This window comes from Streptomyces sp. NPDC097595, assembly GCF_044761525.1.
GTDB lineage: Bacteria > Actinomycetota > Actinomycetes > Streptomycetales > Streptomycetaceae > Streptomyces > Streptomyces drozdowiczii_A.
The window spans coordinates 43,002-58,588 of record NZ_JBIWCN010000017.1; the positions used below are offsets into that span (position 1 = coordinate 43,002).

Below are 15,587 nucleotides of genomic sequence, written 5' to 3' on the forward strand. Positions count from 1 at the left end.
GAGGGGTTATGTCGTATGTAGAGGTACCGGGTGCGCAGGTTCCCATCCGGATGTGGACCGACCCGGCGTCGGTCGAGGACGTGGCGATGCAGCAGCTGCGCAACGTCGCCACCCTGCCCTGGATCAAGGGCCTGGCCGTCATGCCCGACGTCCACTTCGGCAAGGGCGCCACGGTCGGCTCGGTGATCGCGATGCACGGCGCGGTCTGCCCGGCGGCGGTGGGCGTGGACATCGGCTGCGGCATGTCCGCGGTGAAGACGTCGCTGACCGCGAACGACCTCCCCGGCGACCTGTCCGGCCTCCGCTCGAAGATCGAGCAGGCGATCCCGGTCGGCCGGGGCATGCACGACGACCCGGTCGACCCGTCCGACCTGTACGGCCTGGCGGCCGGCGGCTGGGACGACTTCTGGTCGCGGTTCGACGGGGTGGCCGAAGCGGTCAAATTCCGTCAGGAACGGGCCACAAAGCAGATGGGAACGCTCGGCGGGGGCAATCACCACATCGAGGTCTCGCTGGACGAGTCGGGTGCGGTGTGGCTCACGCTGCACTCCGGCTCGCGTGCCATCGGCAAGGAGCTGGCCGACTTCCACATCGGCCGGGCGCAGGGGCTGGCGCACAACCAGGGCCTGGTCGACCGTGACCTGGCCGTCTTCCTCGCGGACACCGACCCGATGCGGGAGTACCGCAACGACCTGTTCTGGGCGCAGGAGTACGCGAAGTACAACCGCGCGGCCATGATGGCGCTCCTGAAGAACGTGATCCGCAAGGAGTTCAAGAAGGCGAAGGTGACCTTCGAGCAGGAGGTCAGCTGCCACCACAACTACGTGGCGGAAGAGCGCTACGAGGGCATGGACCTGCTGGTGACCCGCAAGGGCGCCATCCGGGCCGGTGCGGGGGAGCTGGGCATCATCCCGGGGTCCATGGGCACCGCCACGTACATCGTGAAGGGCCTCGGCAACGAGAAGGCGTTCAACTCGGCCTCGCACGGTGCCGGCCGCCGGATGAGCCGGAACGCGGCGAAGAAGCGGTTCTCCCCGAAGGACCTGGCGGCGCAGACGCAGGGCGTGGAGTGCCGCAAGGACTCCGGTGTCGTGGACGAGATCCCCGCCGCGTACAAGCCGATCGAGCAGGTGATGGAGCAGCAGCGCGACCTGGTCGAGGTCGTCGCCAAGGTGAAGCAGGTCATCTGCGTGAAGGGCTGAAGGCGGGCGGGCCGGAGCCCGCCCGCCTTCGCGTACTGGTTCAGCCTTGGACCTGCCCCGATCTCAGCCGCCACAGCCGGACCGAGCAACTGGCCGTGGTGCGGTCGAGTTCCACCGCTGCGGCCGCCGCGTCTCCCGATCGCAGGAGCAGTTCGTCCTCCCAGGGCTTCCAGCGCCGGTTCTTCGCGCGGGGCTTGAGTCCTGGCGGGCGCTCCCATGCGGAGAGAGACGTGGCGGACGCCTGTTTACGAGGCAGCGCGAGGCATCCCGGATAGTAGAAGTGCTCGGCCAGCGTCACAGCGGCCTCCATCGTGTAGAGGATGTTGTAGACGCCGTCCCGGCTGTTCCGCGCGATCGAGCGCCGGGTGCCGGTGACCTTCTTCGCGTAGAAGCAGAGGTACGCGCCCACGGCCGTACTGGCCGTGGTGAGCGACAGGAACGGGAAGCCCTGGCCGGTGTAGCCCAGCGAACCGTCGGCGTCGATCACGCCCCGCAGGTAGTCGCGTGGGGAGAAGTCGACACGAGGCGGCTGGATGCGCCGCGACTTGGGGCCGTAAGGGAGGCCCAGTTCGTTCATCACGGTCCGGGCTTCGAGTGAGCAGAGGGTCCAGGTCGCCGAGTGGTGACTCTCGGAGAAGTTGGTGGCCCGGACGCGTTCCTTGATGCTGGAGTTGTACGGGGTGAGCCGCTGGAACTCGCGGAGGATGGCGATGTCCCGCACGTTGATCTCGACGCTGAGGCGGCCTTTTCTGCCTGTCCCGGCGGCCAGGTGACCATCGGCCTGGACGAAGCCGAACATGTAGCTGTACTCGGGATCGGTGAGATCCATGAATCCGCTCGTGCCAGGCGCCGGAAGGCCGGTGTCGAAAAGCGCGAGGGCGTTAGGGTCGTGCTCGGCCACGGGAAGCTCCACTTCCTTGGTGGTCAGGCTCTCGGCCGGGCTGCAATCCCGGGCCGAGAGCCGCTCTGTATGAAGTTGTGACCGACCGTACGCCGGTGACCTGCGCTGTTTCCGGCGATCGGGGAGCTTTCCCTCGGACGGGTGACGGGCCTCGGAGAGGTCAGCTGGTGCGATGCACCTTCGAGTTGGAGGCCTGGGCGCGGGGGCGGACCACCAGGAGGTCGATGTTGACGTGGCTGGGGCGGGTGACCGCCCAGTTGATCGTGTCGGCCACGTCGTCGGCGGTGAGGGGGGCGTCCACGCCCGCGTAGACCTTGGCGGCCTTGTCCGTGTCGCCGCGGAAGCGGGTGGTGGCGAACTCCTCGGTCTTGACCATGCCCGGGGCGATCTCGATGACGCGGACCGGGGTGCCGACGATCTCCAGGCGCAGGGTCTCGGCCAGGACGTGTTCGCCGTGCTTGGCGGCCACGTAACCGCCGCCGCCCTCGTAGGTGGAGAGGCCGGCGGTCGAGGAGAGGATGACGATCGTGCCGTCGCCGCTCGCGGTGAGGGCGGGGAGCAGGGCCTGGGTCACGTTGAGCGTGCCGATGACGTTCGTCTCGTACATCTGGCGCCAGTCCTGCGGGTCACCCGTGGCGACCGGGTCGGCCCCGAGCGCCCCGCCCGCGTTGTTCACCAGGACGGCCAGGCTGCGGAAGGCGGTGGCGAACTCGTCCACCGCCGCGCGGTCGGTGACGTCCAGCGCGTAGGCAGTCGCCTGGTGGCCGGCCTCGGTGAGCTCGGCGGCCAGGGCCTCGATGCGGTCCTTGCGGCGGGCGGTGAGCACGACGCGGTAGCCGGAGGCCGCCAGCTGCCGGGCGGTCGCGGCGCCGATGCCGCTGCTCGCTCCGGTGACGACGGCGATGGGGGTTGCGGCCATGGTCGGGCTCTCCTCGGACGGCTGAACGGTACGGTCGAACGGGGCCAGGATAGGCAGGTCGGACCGGGGTCAGTGGTTGCGGGGGGCGTACATGATCACGGCCATCCCGGCCAGGCAGACCAGCGCACCGGTCACGTCCCAGCGGTCCGGCCGGTAGCCGTCGGCGGCCATGCCCCAGGCGATCGAGCCCGCCACGAAGACCCCGCCGTACGCCGCGAGCACCCGCCCGAACTCGCCGTCCGGCTGGAGCGTCGCCACGAAGCCGTACGTGCCCAGCGCGATGATCCCCGCGCCGATCCAGGCCCACCCCCGGTGCTCCCGCACGCCCTGCCAGACGAGCCAGGCGCCGCCGATCTCGAAGAGCGCGGCGAGGACGAACAGGGCGGTGGAGCGGAGCACGGACATGGGAGCAGGGTGCCATGGGCGGCGCGCCGCGAGACGCGCCGAACCGGTCGGTAAATATGTGCAATTCAGGGTGATCGGTATCTTCAGGGCATGTTTCTGACGCGCAGGGCTCTGCTGGGGGTGTCCGCTGCGGCGGCGATGGTGGCGGCCGCGGTGCCGCTCGCGGGCGGTACGGCCTCGGCGCACGGCGCGCCCGTGGTCCGGAGCGTCGAGCCGGAGGCGGACGTGTCGCACCACGGGCACGTCGTGCTGTGGGGCGACACGCTCACGGTCCGGCTGCACAGCCAGAACCGGGGGCCCTCGGACGTGTCCGACGCGACCGTGCGGCTGCGGGTCTCCGTGCCGCTGGCCGACCGGCAGGAGCTGCCCGGCGACTGCCTCCAGGAGGACCCGCAGACCGTCCTGTGCCGGACCGGGCCCCTGCGCGCCGACGGCCGTCAGCAGCACCGGATCGCGCTCGGGCTCCGGCTGGCCGGGCTGACCGACGAGGTCGTCGTCCGGGTCGGCACCGCGTACAACGGCGGGACGACGGACCGGGACGCCGGCAACAACGAGCACGAGGTGCTGGCCCTGGCCACGGGGGACCCGTACGTGTTCTGAGCAGCGACCCCGGCCTTCGTACACTCTCCGCATGCCGCCGAAGCAGTCCCCCCGCCGCAGCACCCTGCTGGCCGAGATGTCCGTCGTGTCGCGGCGCTACATGGCCGCGTACGCGCTGTTCAACCAGGCCGTCGCCGACCGGCTGGGGCTGCACCCGACCGACCTCCAGTGCCTGAACCTGCTCAGCCTGGAGGCGGCGCCCGTCACCACGGGCCGCGTCGCCGAGCTGACCGGGCTCACCACCGGCTCGGCGACCCGGCTGGTGGACCGCCTCGTGCGGGCGGGTTACGTGACCCGGGCGCGGGACACCGCGGACCGGCGGCGGGTGCTCGTGGCGACGGTGCCCGAGCGCATGGCGGAGTTCGGCGCGGTGTGGAAGCGGCTGAACGGCGGCTGGGACGCGCTGTTCGACGCGTACGGCGACGACGAGGTGGCCCTGCTGCTCGGCCACATGCGGCGGACGGTGGAGCTGAGCACGACGCAGATCGCGCGGCTGCGGGACGGCGAGGCCTGAGGCCCGGGCCTCAGCCCGCCACCGGCCCGAAGTCGCGGACCGCTTCCGCGACGATCGCCTCGAGCCGGGCGTGGTGCGCGCCCCGCCAGTAGACCCGCCCGCACTCCGCGCACTGCGCGAACACGTCGTACGTACGGCGCGTCCCGTGCTCAAGGTGCGGGCCCACCGTGTCCTTGTCGGCCGCCGTCAGCGGGCCGTTGCACGCGGTGCACCGGGTCCACGGGGCGAGCGCCGGGGCGAACCGCTCCAGGACGTCCCGCAGCTGCTCGTCGGGCCGGTCGCTGTAGACGTACGCCCCCGCCCAGAGCTCGCGGCGGTGCAGCAGCCCCCGGTCCCGGGAGAGCAGGACGCGCCGCTCCTTCGCGGAGAGCGCGGCCAGGGCCGGGTCGCCGATGTCCTCGCTCTCGTACGCGGCGTCGACGCCGAGCAGCCGCAGCCGCCGGGCGAGGGTCCCGAGGTGGACGTCGAGCAGGAAGCGCAGGGGCGCCCCCGGCACGTGCTGCGGGCGGGGCACGGGCCGGACCTCGACCAGCTCCCCGGCGGCCGGGATGTGCGAGGCGGGGGCGGGGCGGCCGTCCACGAGGAGTTCGCCGGCCTCGGTGAGCGGGATGCCCAGGGACTCGACGACATGGCCGAGCGTGGACGAACCGTCGGTGATCACCGGCGTCCGCCCCTGCCGGCGCCCGTGGGCCACGAAGAGCCTGAGCTCGGGGGCGACTTCGAGGTGGATCTCCGGTCCGTTCACCCGGTCAGGATGCCATCGGGGGCGGGCCCGCCGCCTGCGGATTTCGGGGGCGGAAGGCGGATCTCACGGCCGGAAGGCGGCTTTCAGGGCCGGAAGGCGGCGGCGTGCTCGGCGGCCCAGGTGGCGAAGGGGCGGGCCGGGTGGCCGGTCAGCTTCTCCACCCCGTCTGCCACCTCGGCGGGGATGCCGTCGGTGGCCGCCCAGTACGCGAGCAGCCCGTCGGCGACCTCGGCCGGCATGAAGGACGCCATGGACTCCTTCCAGGCGGCCGGGGTCACCTCGTGGACGGCGGCCGGGGTGCCGGAGGCGTCGGCCAGGATGCGGACCTGCTCGGCGGCGCTGAGGGATTCGGGGCCGGTGAGGTGGTAGGGGGCGCCCTGGAGGGCGGGGTCGGTGAGCGCGGCGAGGGCGGCCTCGGCGATGTCGGTCTCGTGGACGGGGCTGCCCTCGCTGCGGGGGTGGGGCAGGTCGACGGGGCGCCCGGAGCGGAAGGCCCCGGACCACCCGTAGGCGTTGGTGGCGAAGGCGCCGGGGCGCAGCAGGGTCGCGGTGAGCGGGGATGCGAGCAGCGCCTGCTCCACCGCGTGGTGCGAGGCGGCGATCGGGTTGGCCGCCGGGTCGGGGACCAGGACCGAGCTGGAGGACAGCAGCACGATGTGGCGTACTCCGGCGGCCCGGGCGGCGGTGAGGAAGGCGTCGATGTGCGCGGGCTCCGCGTACAGGAAGACGGAGTCGACGCCCTCCAGGGCCCCGGGGAACGTGCCGGGGTCGCCGAGGTCGCAGGTCACGGCGGGGACGCCGGGCGGCGGGGTCAGCTCGGCGGCGTTGCGCGAGGCGGCGCGGACGGGGTGGCCGCCCTGGTGCAGGAGGGCGGTGAGCGCGGCGCCGACGCGGCCGCGGCATCCGGTGACGAGCGTGAGCATGGGTCTCCTCGGCATGGTTGAATGCGTCGCGCATAGGTTGTGCGACGCAGGTAAATATTCAGGAGGCGGCAGCACCCGTCAAACGCATAAGTCCGCCTCCGGCGTCAGGCGTCCGGGTGCAGGTCCAGCCGCCAGTCGTGGGTGAGGAGCGGGTGGCCCGGCGGGTACTCGATCTCGCACTCGCCGAGCAGCGTGAAGCCGGCCTTGCGGCAGACGCCGTTCGACGGGCCGTTCTCCACGGACGGATAGGCGTGCAGATAGCGGTGCTTGCGCTCGGCACGCGCCGCCTCGGCCACGGCGCGCGTGGCCGCCGAGGCGATGCCCCGGCCCTGGAACTCCGGCAGGACCGTCCAGCCGGTCTCGTACACCTCCTGGTCCCGCCAGGGCCGCTCCCAGAAGCCGATGGTGCCCACGGCCTCCGCCCCGTCGGCCAGGGCGACGCGGAACATCCGGCCCCGGCCCGTCCGGTCGGCGCTGAGCGCGACGTAACGGGCATGGCGCGCTATGAGCTGCGCCTCCGTCTCGAGCCCGCCCAGATGGGCCATCAGCTCCGGCGCGTTGGTGCGGCGGAGGAGGTCCAGGTCGTCGTCCGACCAGGGCTCGATCCGTACGGATGAGGGTGTGGTGCGCTTCACATCGGCCATGACCGCACTGTAGGACGCGGCACTGACAGTGGGCGCCTCAGCGGGCGCCCAGCGCCGTGGGCGGTACGCCGAGCGTCGCCGTGAAGTCCCGGACCAGGTGCGCCTGGTCGCTGTAGCCGAGGTCGGCGGCGAGGGCCGCCCAGTCCACGTCCGGGCCCGCCCCGGCGCGTTCCAGCGCCTCGTGGATGCGGTAGCGCAGGATGACCCACTTGGGGCCGACCCCCACGTACGCGGCGAACAGCCGTTGCAGCGAGCGTGCCGACACCCCCTCGGCGCGGGCGAGTCCGTCCACGCGCAGGATCGTCCGGTCGGTGCGGACCAGGTCCACCAGGGCCATCGCCCGGTCGGCGCGCGGGTCGGGCTCGGGGCCGAGCGCCAGCAGGTACGCGTCGAGCGCGGCGACCCGGTCGTCCTCGTCCGCCGGGTCCAGCACGGCGGCGGGCGGGGTGAGCGGCGCGGGAGGTGCTGGTTGCGTGAACACGTCGGCCGCCGGGAGCCGCCGGCCGGTCCACCGCGAGACGGGCGCCCCGGGCGCGAACGGCCGGAAGCCGCCCGGCCGGAACTGCACCCCGCAGACCCGCCCGCGCCCCTCCAGCTTCTGCGTGAACAGCTCCAGGCCGATGCCCGAGACCTCGGCGTACCCCGCGTCCTCGTCGCCGCAGCCCGCGTACCGCTCGAAGACGAGGTTGACGCTCGGGTGCGGGACGAGATGCGAGGCGTACGGCTGGGAGAGGTCCCAGTCGATCAGCCAGTAGTGCTCCAGATACCGCCGCAGCCCGGGCGCGGGCTCGCGGCGCCGGAACTGTACGTGCGCGAACAGCTCGGGCGCGTCGACGATGCCCCGGGTGTCGCGCCGAGGACCTTCGTGACCGGCCACGACGCGAGATCCTAGGTGCGCTCCCGGCTCTCGGCCAGCCGGGCGGCCTGCTGGGTGTACGGGGACGGCGGCGCGGGATGCCGGCGCCGCCACCAGGTACTGGCGGCCGTGTAGAGGCCGCTGGCGAGGAGCAGCGCGGGGATGGACAGGGTCAGGAGTGTGTCGCCCATGGCAGCCTCCTTCGGGAGGGCGGTGCCTCCTGCATCGGCAGGGCGGGCGGGCGGACTGAAGATCACTCTTCGGCCATTGAATGGCCGGATGCGGCTGGCCTACATCTGTCCTTCGAGCACATGACCGCAGGTGGGCGCGTTGTTGACGGCTTCAGCGCGCCGGCGCGCGGCACTGGGCGACCTCCGCCAGGTACTCGCTCATCGCGTCGCGGTTGCGGACGAGGACGTCGATCCGTTCGCTCAGCCGGTCCCGTTCGGTGGTCAGCAGGGCCAGCATCTCCGGTGTGGCGTCCGGGAAGTGGATCGAGCGGGGCTTGTCCAGGCACGGGAGGATCTGCTTGATGATGCGCGTGGGGAGCCCCGCGTCCAGCAGGCCGCGGATCTGGTTGACCCGGTCCACGTAACGCTCGTCGTACTCGCGGTAGCCGTTCGGACCCCGGTCGGGGACGATCAGCCGCTGCTCCTCGTAGTAGCGCAGCAGACGGCGGGACGCGCCCGTGCGGCGGGACAGTTCACCGATCCTCATCCCGCCGAAGCTACCCGGCACCTGACGGCTTGACCATCACACCGATGTGAACGTTTCAGGATGCCGCCATGACCACCACGCCCTCCGAGGCGGAGCCTCGTACGCGGCCGGGCGGCCTGCCCTGGCCGGCGCTCCTCGCCCTGTCGACCGCCGTCTTCATCACCAGCCTGACCGAGACCCTGCCCGCCGGTGTGCTGCCCGGGATGGCGGAATCCCTGGACGTCGGCCCGGGCGCCGCCGGCCAGTCCGTCACCGTCTACGCGGCCGGCACGGCCCTGACCGCGATCCCGCTCGCCCGGGCGACGGCGTCCGTCCCGCGCAAGCCCCTGCTGCTCGGCGCCATGGCCGTCTTCCTGGTGGCCAACACGCTGACCGCCGCCGCGCCGGCGTACGCCGTGCTGCTCGCGGCCCGGTTCCTCGCGGGGGTGGCCGCCGGCCTGGCGTGGGCGATCCTCGCCGGGTACGCCCGCCGTATCGCGCCCGCCGGATCGGAGGGGCGGGCCATCGCCGTCGCGATGACCGGCATCCCCGTGGCGCTGTCCTTGGGCGTCCCCGCCGGCACCCTGATCGGCGAACAGGTGGGCTGGCGGGCCGCGTTCGGCGCCGTCTCGCTGGCCACCCTCGCCGTCCTCGGCTGGATCGGCGCGTCCGTCCCGGCGGTGGGGCGGCCCGCCGCCGAGGGGGCGGGCGGGGTCCGGCCCGGCCTGCGCCGGACCCTGGCCGTGCCCGGGGTCGCGGCGGTCCTGGTGACGGTGGCGCTCTTCGTCCTCGGGCACACGGTCGTCTACGCGTACGTCGCCCCCTACCTCCGGCACGCGGGGCTCGGGCCGAGGACCGACGCGGTGCTGCTGGCCTTCGGCGCCGCGTCGCTGCTGAGCATCTGGGGCGTCGGGCGCCATGTCGACCGCCGGCCGCGCGCCCTGATGCTCACGGGCGCGGCGCTGTTCACGCTCGCCACCGCGGCCCTCGCCGTCACCGGGGCGCACCCGGTCGTCTGGGCCGCCGCCGTCCTGTGGGGCCTGGGCTGGGGCGGCGCGCCGACCCTGCTGCAGACCGCGGCCGGGCGGGCCGCCGGCCGGCGCGGCGCGGCCGCCGCCGACACCGCGCAGGCCGCTCTGGTCACCCTGTGGAACGCGGCGATGGCCCTCGGCGGTGTCGCCGGCGGTCTCCTGCTCGACCGCTCGGGCACGGGCGCGGTCGCCGCGTCCGCCGCCGCACTCGGGGCGGCCGCGCTGCTCGTGGTCGCCGGGGGGCGGCGGGACGCGTTCCCGGGTGTGTGAAAGGGCGGGTCGGCGGCCGGGCTCAGCCGCCTGAGGGCCTACCGGCCGTCCGGCTCAGCCGCCGCTCACCACGTCCCGGACCGCCGTCAGGAAGTCCTCCGTACGCGGATGCGTGGGATGAACGGGGCGCGCGAGGTAGACGGTGGCGGCGGGCGCGTCGGTCACCGGGACGAACCGGACGCCAGGGTGGCCGTGGCTCTCGGCCGTCCCCGCCGCGCCCAGGCCGAACGCGCCCCCGGCGGCGATCAGGTTCAGCCACTCGTCCACATTGCCGACCTCGACCGTGCGGGCCGGGCGGCGCTCCGGCGGCCACAGGTCGGGCGAGGCGGTGCCGGTGTCCGGCCACAGGGCGAGGGGGAGTTCGGGGCGGGCGGTCAGCTCGTCCATCAGGACCCGGTCCCGGGCGGCGAGCGGATGGTCGTCGGGCAGGGCGGCGACCCGGTCCTCCGTGTACAGCGCCTCGGTCCGGATGCGGGGGTCGGCGGGGACGGTGCGGAGCACGGCGACATCGGTGTCCCCGGTGGCCAGCCCCGCCGTGCTGTTGTCCTGGCGGACCACGTCGAGCGGGATGTGCGGGTGCGCCCGGCGCCAGGAGCGCAGCAGCGGTACGGTCTGCCGGCCGAGGACCGCGCAGGTGTAGCCGATGCGCAGGGGGCGGGAGACGGTACGGGTGTCGGCGAGGGCCGCGTCGAGGTGGGCCAGGATCGCCCGCCCGTGCCCGAGCAGCGTCTGCCCGGCCGAGGTGAGCGTCAGATGCCGGGGCGAACGGTCGACCAGCCGGACGCCCACCCGGGACTCCAGCTGGGCCAGCGTGCGCGAGAGGGCGGGCTGCGTCATGTGCAGCCGGACCGCCGCCGCGGTGATGGTGCCCGCCTCGGCCACCGCGTCCAGCGCCCTGAGGTGGCGCAGCTCCACATCATCCATGCCTGCGGAGCATAGTCCCTGCGCAGAAGGCATTTCCGCCGTGCTCGCGGGGTCCGTAGCGTCGAAGGCGCCGGGGTCCTCCCGGCCTCCTTGAACACCCGATGGACGGACGGTGCGACATGCGGATTCTCCTGGTCGGCGCGGCGGGCACGCTGGGCGGTGCGGTACGGAAGGCGCTGACGGATCGCGGTCACACGGTGATCGGGGTCGGCCGCTCGGGCGGCGACCTGGTGGCCGATGTGACCCGGCCCGACGAGGTCGCCCGCCTCTATGCGGAGGCCGGCCCGCTGGACGCGGTCGCGGTCACCGCGGGCGACGCGGTGTTCCGCCCGCTCGCCGAACTGACCGCCGACGACTTCGCGGCCACGTTCCGCGGCAAGGCCCTGAGCCAGCTCGACCTGGTCCGCCAGGGCGCGGCCCACCTGCCCCCGCACGGATCGTTCACCCTGGTCAGCGGCATCCTGGCCGAGGAGCCCATCGCGGCCGGCGCAGCCGCCTCCGCGGCGAACGGGGCGGTGGAGGCGTTCGTCCGCGCCGCCGCGATCGAACTCCCGCCGCAACGCGTCAACGCGGTCAGCCCCACGGTGGTGTAGGAGTCCCTCCCCGCCTACGGCCCCTTCTTCCCGGGCATCGAACCGGCCCCGGCGGCCCGCGTGGCCACGGCCTACGTCCGCTCGATCGAGGGCGCGCAGACGGGGCGGGTCTACCGGGTGTGGTAGCCGGGTGCGGCCCTACCGCCCTCCGTCACGGCCACACCAGGCAATACGCCTGATGCCCCGCGTCGTGCAGCCGGTGTGAGAAGTCCTGCCACTCGTGGAGGAGCTGGTAGACGTTGAACGCGTCGCGGGGGCCGCCGCGGTCCGGGACCGTGGACCAGATGAAGGCGGCGGCGCCCACCGACTCCTCGCCGACGCCGCGCAGGGGGTCGACGACCGTCATCGGGAGCTTGACCACCGCGTAGTCGGGGTGCAGGACGACCAGTTCCAGCGGGGGGACCTTGTGCAGAGGTATGCCCTGTATGCCGGTGAGGACCATCGCGGCCACCGTCTCCGGCTTGATCTTGGTGAACATGCCGCCCATGCCGAGCTCGTCGCCGCCGAGCTCCTCGGGGCGCATCGAGATGGGCACGCGTGCCGCGGTGGCTCCGTCGGGAGCACCGAAATATTTGTAGGTCACCCCCACCCGGCCACCACTCCCGCTCCCGGCTCCGCCGCCTGTCCGCGCCTCACCGGCCTGTATGCCCTGCGTGTGCTCGACCTCGCGCCGCCGGTGCCGGCCACGCCGGGCAGGCTCGGGCCCCGGGCCGTCCATCCCTTCGCCCACTCCGCCACCGCGATGCATATCTCATCCACCCGACTACTCACTAGGAGGCACAGCCCCCGCCGTGCAACCCGATCATCGTGTCAGTGACCTCCCCCACGGGCGTGCGGTGAAACACCTGTCCGCAAAGACCGTCCGTGGCTCTGACACCATGGCATGTGTGAGCTTTCCCTATGACGCCCCAGTTTCGCAGACGCTTTTCGACCGCGCGTCCCTCGTGACGCCCGGCGGCGTGAACTCTCCTGTCCGTGCCTTCCGGGCCGTGGGCGGTACGCCCCGGTTCATGGTGTCCGGTACCGGTCCGTACCTCACCGACGCCGACGGGCGGGAGTACGTCGACCTCGTGTGCTCGTGGGGGCCGATGATCCTCGGCCACTCCCACCCCGAGGTGATCGCCGCAGTCCAGGAGGCCGTCGCACGCGGCACCTCGTTCGGTACGCCCGGCGAGGGCGAGGTCGCGCTCGCCGAGGAGATCGTCGCGCGCGTCGAGCCGGTCGAGCAGGTGCGGCTGGTGTCGTCCGGGACCGAGGCGACGATGTCCGCGATCCGCCTCGCCCGCGGGTTCACCGGCCGGGCCAAGATCGTGAAGTTCGCCGGCTGCTACCACGGCCATGTGGACGCCCTGCTCGCCGCGGCCGGGTCCGGCGTCGCGACCTTCGGGCTTCCGGACACCCCCGGGGTCACCGGCGCGCAGGCGGGCGACACGATCGTGCTGCCGTACAACGACCTGGAGGCCGTGCGCGCCGCGTTCGCCGCGCAGCCCGGCGAGATCGCGTGCGTGATCACCGAGGCGTCGCCCGGCAACATGGGCGTCGTCCCGCCGCTGGACGGGTTCAACGCGGGGCTCAAGGAGCTCTGCGCCGCCAACGGGGCGCTGTACATCTCCGACGAGGTGATGACCGGATTCCGTACGTCGAAGGCCGGCTGGTACGGCGTCGACGGGGTCCGCCCGGACCTGATGACCTTCGGCAAGGTCATGGGCGGCGGCTTCCCGGCCGCGGCGTTCGGCGGGCGCGCCGACGTGATGGCGCACCTGGCCCCGGCCGGCCCGGTCTACCAGGCGGGCACGCTGTCCGGGAACCCGGTCGCCACCGCCGCCGGGCTCGCGCAGCTGCGACTCCTTGACGATGCCGCGTACGCGAAGGTGAACGCGGTCTCCGCCGAGATCCGGGGTCTGGTGAGCGCCGCCCTGGACAAGGAGGGCGTCGCGCACACCGTGCAGGCGGCCAGCAACATGTTCTCCGTGTTCTTCACGGACGGACCCGTCCGCGACTACGAGGACGCCAAGCGGCAGGAAGCCTTCCGCTTCACCCCGTTCTTCCACTCGATGCTGGCGCAGGGCGTCTACCTCCCGCCGTCCGCGTTCGAGTCGTGGTTCGTGTCCACCGCCCACGACACGCAGGCCGTCGAGCGCATCGCCGCCGCCCTGCCCGCCGCCGCCCGCGCCGCCTCGGAGGCCACCGCATGAGTGAGAAGAATCCCGACGACATCACCGTGGTTCACCTGATGCGCCACGGCGAGGTGCACAACCCGGAGGGCGTGCTGTACGGCCGCCGGCCCGGGTACCACCTCTCCGACCTGGGCCGGCAGATGGCCGACCGGGTCGCCGAGCACCTGGAGAAGCGCGACATCACGTACGCCGTCGCCTCCCCGCTGGAGCGCGCCCAGGAGACCGCGACCCCGATCGCCAAGGCGCACGGCCTGGACCTCGCCACGGACGAACGGCTCATCGAGGCCGCCAACGTCTTCGAGGGCAAGACCTTCGGCGTCGGCGACGGCGCGCTGCGCAAGCCGGACAACTGGAAGCACCTGACCAACCCGTTCCGCCCGTCCTGGGGTGAGCCGTACATCGAGCAGGTCGTCCGCATGATGGGCGCGCTCGACGCGGCGCGGGACGCGGCCCGGGGGCACGAGGCGGTCTGCGTCAGCCACCAGTTGCCGATCTGGATCGTCCGCAGCTTCGTGGAGCGGCGCCGACTCTGGCACGACCCGCGCAAGCGGCAGTGCACCCTCGCCTCGCTGACCAGCTTCACGTACCGCGGCGACAAGATCGTCTCCGTCGGCTACTCGGAGCCGGCCCGCGATCTGGTCCCCGCGCACCTGCGGGCCGGCGCGAAGCCGGTGAAGGGCGCGTCGAAGGGCTTCGGCGCGTAGCGCCCCCCGGGGGCGGGGCTAGTACCTCTGTTCGGTCAACGTCCGGGGCTGGTTTCGTAAAGAATTTTGTGCTATCTGGGGGAACCTCCGTGTGGCTCCTCCCATCTAAGCGATTGCCAGTTTGTATGGACTTCAGGCAAAACGACCGCAGATGGGAAGCCGCATGCGTGAGATCAGCCGAAGGGGATTGCTCGGAGCCGGTCTCGGTGCCGCGGCCGCCGCCGGAATGGCGGGGTGCGGCACCACCGGTGCCTCCGGCCCCGGTGCCGGGGACGGAAGCCCGAGTCCGGACAAGGGCGCCGCAGGACAGAAGGCGGCCGGCGGAACCTCGAAGGGCACCGGGAACAAGAAGGACGTCCGCGCCATCGGCGACGGTTCCACCGCCTACACCGGCAAGCAGCCGAAGCAGCCGCAGGCCCCCGTCCCCCTGGAACCCGGGCAGAAGCCGCCGCAGTTCGTGATCTTTTCCTGGGACGGGGCCGGCGAGGTCGGCAACGGACTCTTCCCGCGCTTTCTGGAACTCGCCCGGGAACACGAAGCGTCGATGACCTTCTTCCTCTCCGGCCTCTATCTCCTGCCGGAATCGAAGAAAACGCTCTACCGCCCGCCGAACAACCCCGTCGGCGCCTCCGACATCGGCTATCTCACCGATGCCCACCTCAAGGAGACGCTGAAGAACGTCCGGCAGGCATGGCTCGACGGCCACGAGATCGGCACCCACTTCAACGGGCATTTCTGCGCCGGCTCCGGATCGGTCGGCAACTGGACCCCCGCCCAGTGGCAGAGCGAAATCGACCAGGCGATCTCCTTCGTCACCCAATGGCGCACCAACACCGGCTGGGACAACGAGGAATCGCTCCCCTTCGATTACCGCAAGGAACTCGTCGGCGGCCGCACCCCCTGCCTCCTCGGCCAGGACAATCTGCTGCCCACCGCCAAGAAGCTCGGCTGGCGCTACGACGCCAGCTCGCCCGGCGGCACCCAGGTCTGGCCCGTCAAACGCCAGGGCGTCTGGGACCTGCCGCTCCAGGGCATCCCCTTCCCCGGGCACACCTTCGAAGTCCTCTCCATGGACTACAACATCCTCGCCAACCAGTCGCAGAACTCGACCAAGGGAATGCCCTCCCGCTATCCCGGCTGGCGCGAACAGGCCACGCAGTCCTACCTCAGCGGATTCAAGCGCGCCTACGAGACGAACCGCGCGCCCTTCTACATCGGAAACCACTTCGAGGAGTGGAACGGCGGCATCTATATGGACGCCGTCGAAGAAGCGCTCAAGCAGATCGCCGGGAAACCGGATGTGCGCCTCGTCTCCTTCCGGCAGTTCGTGGACTGGCTCGACGTCCAGGACCCGGCGGTCCTCGACAAGCTCCGTACACTCCAGGTGGGCGAAGCACCCGCGGGCGGCTGGAACACCTTCTTTAAACGAGCCTGACAACGGGCTTTACGGGCACCGAGGGGGGCGCCCAAGATCCCCGGAACG

General features: G+C 72.3%; 18 protein-coding genes and 1 pseudogene. 8 read left to right on the forward strand and 11 right to left on the reverse strand.

Translation table 11 applies throughout. The features are described from left to right. Nucleotides 1-8 precede the first annotated feature (8 nt). Complete coding sequence (locus ACIQZN_RS24575) at nt 9-1,202, forward strand: RtcB family protein (RefSeq protein WP_403997722.1); 1,194 nt, start codon at nt 9-11, stop codon at nt 1,200-1,202. A gap of 40 nt (nt 1,203-1,242) precedes the next feature. On the opposite strand, the gene ACIQZN_RS24580 is transcribed toward ACIQZN_RS24575, so the two are convergent. From ACIQZN_RS24580 to ACIQZN_RS24590, 3 genes are all read right to left on the reverse strand, one after another. Next, the gene (locus ACIQZN_RS24580) at nt 1,243-2,103 is read right to left on the reverse strand and encodes a hypothetical protein (protein ID WP_403997725.1); all 861 of its coding nucleotides are present in this window, start codon (nt 2,101-2,103) and stop codon (nt 1,243-1,245) included. Between the two features lie 160 nt (nt 2,104-2,263). Further along, nucleotides 2,264-3,022, reverse strand: a complete 759-nt coding sequence (locus tag ACIQZN_RS24585; RefSeq protein WP_403997728.1) for an SDR family NAD(P)-dependent oxidoreductase — start codon at nt 3,020-3,022, stop codon at nt 2,264-2,266. A 69-nt stretch (nt 3,023-3,091) separates the two neighbouring features. Continuing rightward, entirely contained in the window at nt 3,092-3,427 is a 336-nt protein-coding gene (locus ACIQZN_RS24590; protein WP_403997731.1) for a YnfA family protein, read from the reverse strand. Between the two features lie 90 nt (nt 3,428-3,517). Here ACIQZN_RS24590 and ACIQZN_RS24595 point away from each other — a divergent pair, with 90 nt between their 5' ends. Both ACIQZN_RS24595 and ACIQZN_RS24600 read left to right on the forward strand, forming a co-directional pair. Beyond that, nucleotides 3,518-4,027 carry a hypothetical protein gene (locus ACIQZN_RS24595; RefSeq protein ID WP_403997734.1) on the forward strand — a complete coding sequence of 170 codons (510 nt, stop codon included), beginning with the start codon at nt 3,518-3,520 and terminating at the stop codon, nt 4,025-4,027. Nucleotides 4,028-4,058: 31 nt separating this feature from the next. Then, on the forward strand, nt 4,059-4,541 hold the full coding sequence (locus tag ACIQZN_RS24600; protein ID WP_403997737.1) for a MarR family winged helix-turn-helix transcriptional regulator: 483 nt from the start codon (nt 4,059-4,061) through the stop codon (nt 4,539-4,541). Nucleotides 4,542-4,551: 10 nt separating this feature from the next. Here the strand turns inward: ACIQZN_RS24600 and ACIQZN_RS24605 are convergent, their stop codons facing one another. The 6 genes from ACIQZN_RS24605 to ACIQZN_RS24630 form a co-directional block, all read right to left on the reverse strand. Then, nucleotides 4,552-5,286 (reverse strand): Mut7-C RNAse domain-containing protein, encoded by a 735-nt coding sequence (locus ACIQZN_RS24605; protein ID WP_403997740.1) that lies wholly within the window; start codon nt 5,284-5,286, stop codon nt 4,552-4,554. 83 nt (nt 5,287-5,369) lie between these two features. After that, nucleotides 5,370-6,209 (reverse strand): NAD(P)H-binding protein, encoded by an 840-nt coding sequence (locus ACIQZN_RS24610; RefSeq protein ID WP_403997743.1) that lies wholly within the window; start codon nt 6,207-6,209, stop codon nt 5,370-5,372. 104 nt (nt 6,210-6,313) lie between these two features. Further along, a complete protein-coding gene (locus ACIQZN_RS24615) occupies nt 6,314-6,853 on the reverse strand; it encodes a GNAT family N-acetyltransferase (protein WP_403997746.1) in 540 nt (179 codons plus the stop codon). 37 nt (nt 6,854-6,890) lie between these two features. Beyond that, nucleotides 6,891-7,730, reverse strand: coding sequence for a DUF6597 domain-containing transcriptional factor (locus ACIQZN_RS24620; protein WP_403997750.1), 840 nt, complete (start codon nt 7,728-7,730; stop codon nt 6,891-6,893). Nucleotides 7,731-7,741: 11 nt separating this feature from the next. Beyond that, complete coding sequence (locus tag ACIQZN_RS24625) at nt 7,742-7,900, reverse strand: hypothetical protein (protein WP_403997753.1); 159 nt, start codon at nt 7,898-7,900, stop codon at nt 7,742-7,744. 151 nt (nt 7,901-8,051) lie between these two features. After that, nucleotides 8,052-8,426, reverse strand: coding sequence for a MerR family transcriptional regulator (locus ACIQZN_RS24630; RefSeq protein WP_403997755.1), 375 nt, complete (start codon nt 8,424-8,426; stop codon nt 8,052-8,054). A 68-nt stretch (nt 8,427-8,494) separates the two neighbouring features. Here ACIQZN_RS24630 and ACIQZN_RS24635 point away from each other — a divergent pair, with 68 nt between their 5' ends. Continuing rightward, a complete protein-coding gene (locus tag ACIQZN_RS24635; protein ID WP_403997759.1) occupies nt 8,495-9,706 on the forward strand; it encodes an MFS transporter in 1,212 nt (403 codons plus the stop codon). Between the two features lie 54 nt (nt 9,707-9,760). Here ACIQZN_RS24635 and ACIQZN_RS24640 read toward each other — a convergent pair whose 3' ends face one another. Further along, complete coding sequence (locus tag ACIQZN_RS24640; protein WP_403997762.1) at nt 9,761-10,630, reverse strand: LysR family transcriptional regulator; 870 nt, start codon at nt 10,628-10,630, stop codon at nt 9,761-9,763. Nucleotides 10,631-10,749: 119 nt separating this feature from the next. Here ACIQZN_RS24640 and ACIQZN_RS24645 point away from each other — a divergent pair. Continuing rightward, nucleotides 10,750-11,349, forward strand: a pseudogene (locus ACIQZN_RS24645) (short chain dehydrogenase). A 25-nt stretch (nt 11,350-11,374) separates the two neighbouring features. Here the strand turns inward: ACIQZN_RS24645 and ACIQZN_RS24650 are convergent. Continuing rightward, on the reverse strand, nt 11,375-11,971 hold the full coding sequence (locus ACIQZN_RS24650; protein ID WP_403997765.1) for a hypothetical protein: 597 nt from the start codon (nt 11,969-11,971) through the stop codon (nt 11,375-11,377). A gap of 130 nt (nt 11,972-12,101) precedes the next feature. Between ACIQZN_RS24650 and hemL the strand changes: the two genes are divergently transcribed. From hemL to ACIQZN_RS24665, 3 genes are all read left to right on the forward strand, one after another. After that, nucleotides 12,102-13,418 (forward strand): glutamate-1-semialdehyde 2,1-aminomutase, encoded by a 1,317-nt coding sequence (gene hemL, locus ACIQZN_RS24655; RefSeq protein ID WP_403997768.1) that lies wholly within the window; start codon nt 12,102-12,104, stop codon nt 13,416-13,418. After that, nucleotides 13,415-14,104 (forward strand): histidine phosphatase family protein, encoded by a 690-nt coding sequence (locus tag ACIQZN_RS24660; RefSeq protein ID WP_403997771.1) that lies wholly within the window; start codon nt 13,415-13,417, stop codon nt 14,102-14,104. The genes hemL and ACIQZN_RS24660 overlap by 4 nt, the downstream gene beginning before the upstream one ends. A 163-nt stretch (nt 14,105-14,267) precedes the next feature. Then, entirely contained in the window at nt 14,268-15,539 is a 1,272-nt protein-coding gene (locus ACIQZN_RS24665; RefSeq protein ID WP_403997774.1) for a hypothetical protein, read from the forward strand. Nucleotides 15,540-15,587 lie beyond the last annotated feature (48 nt).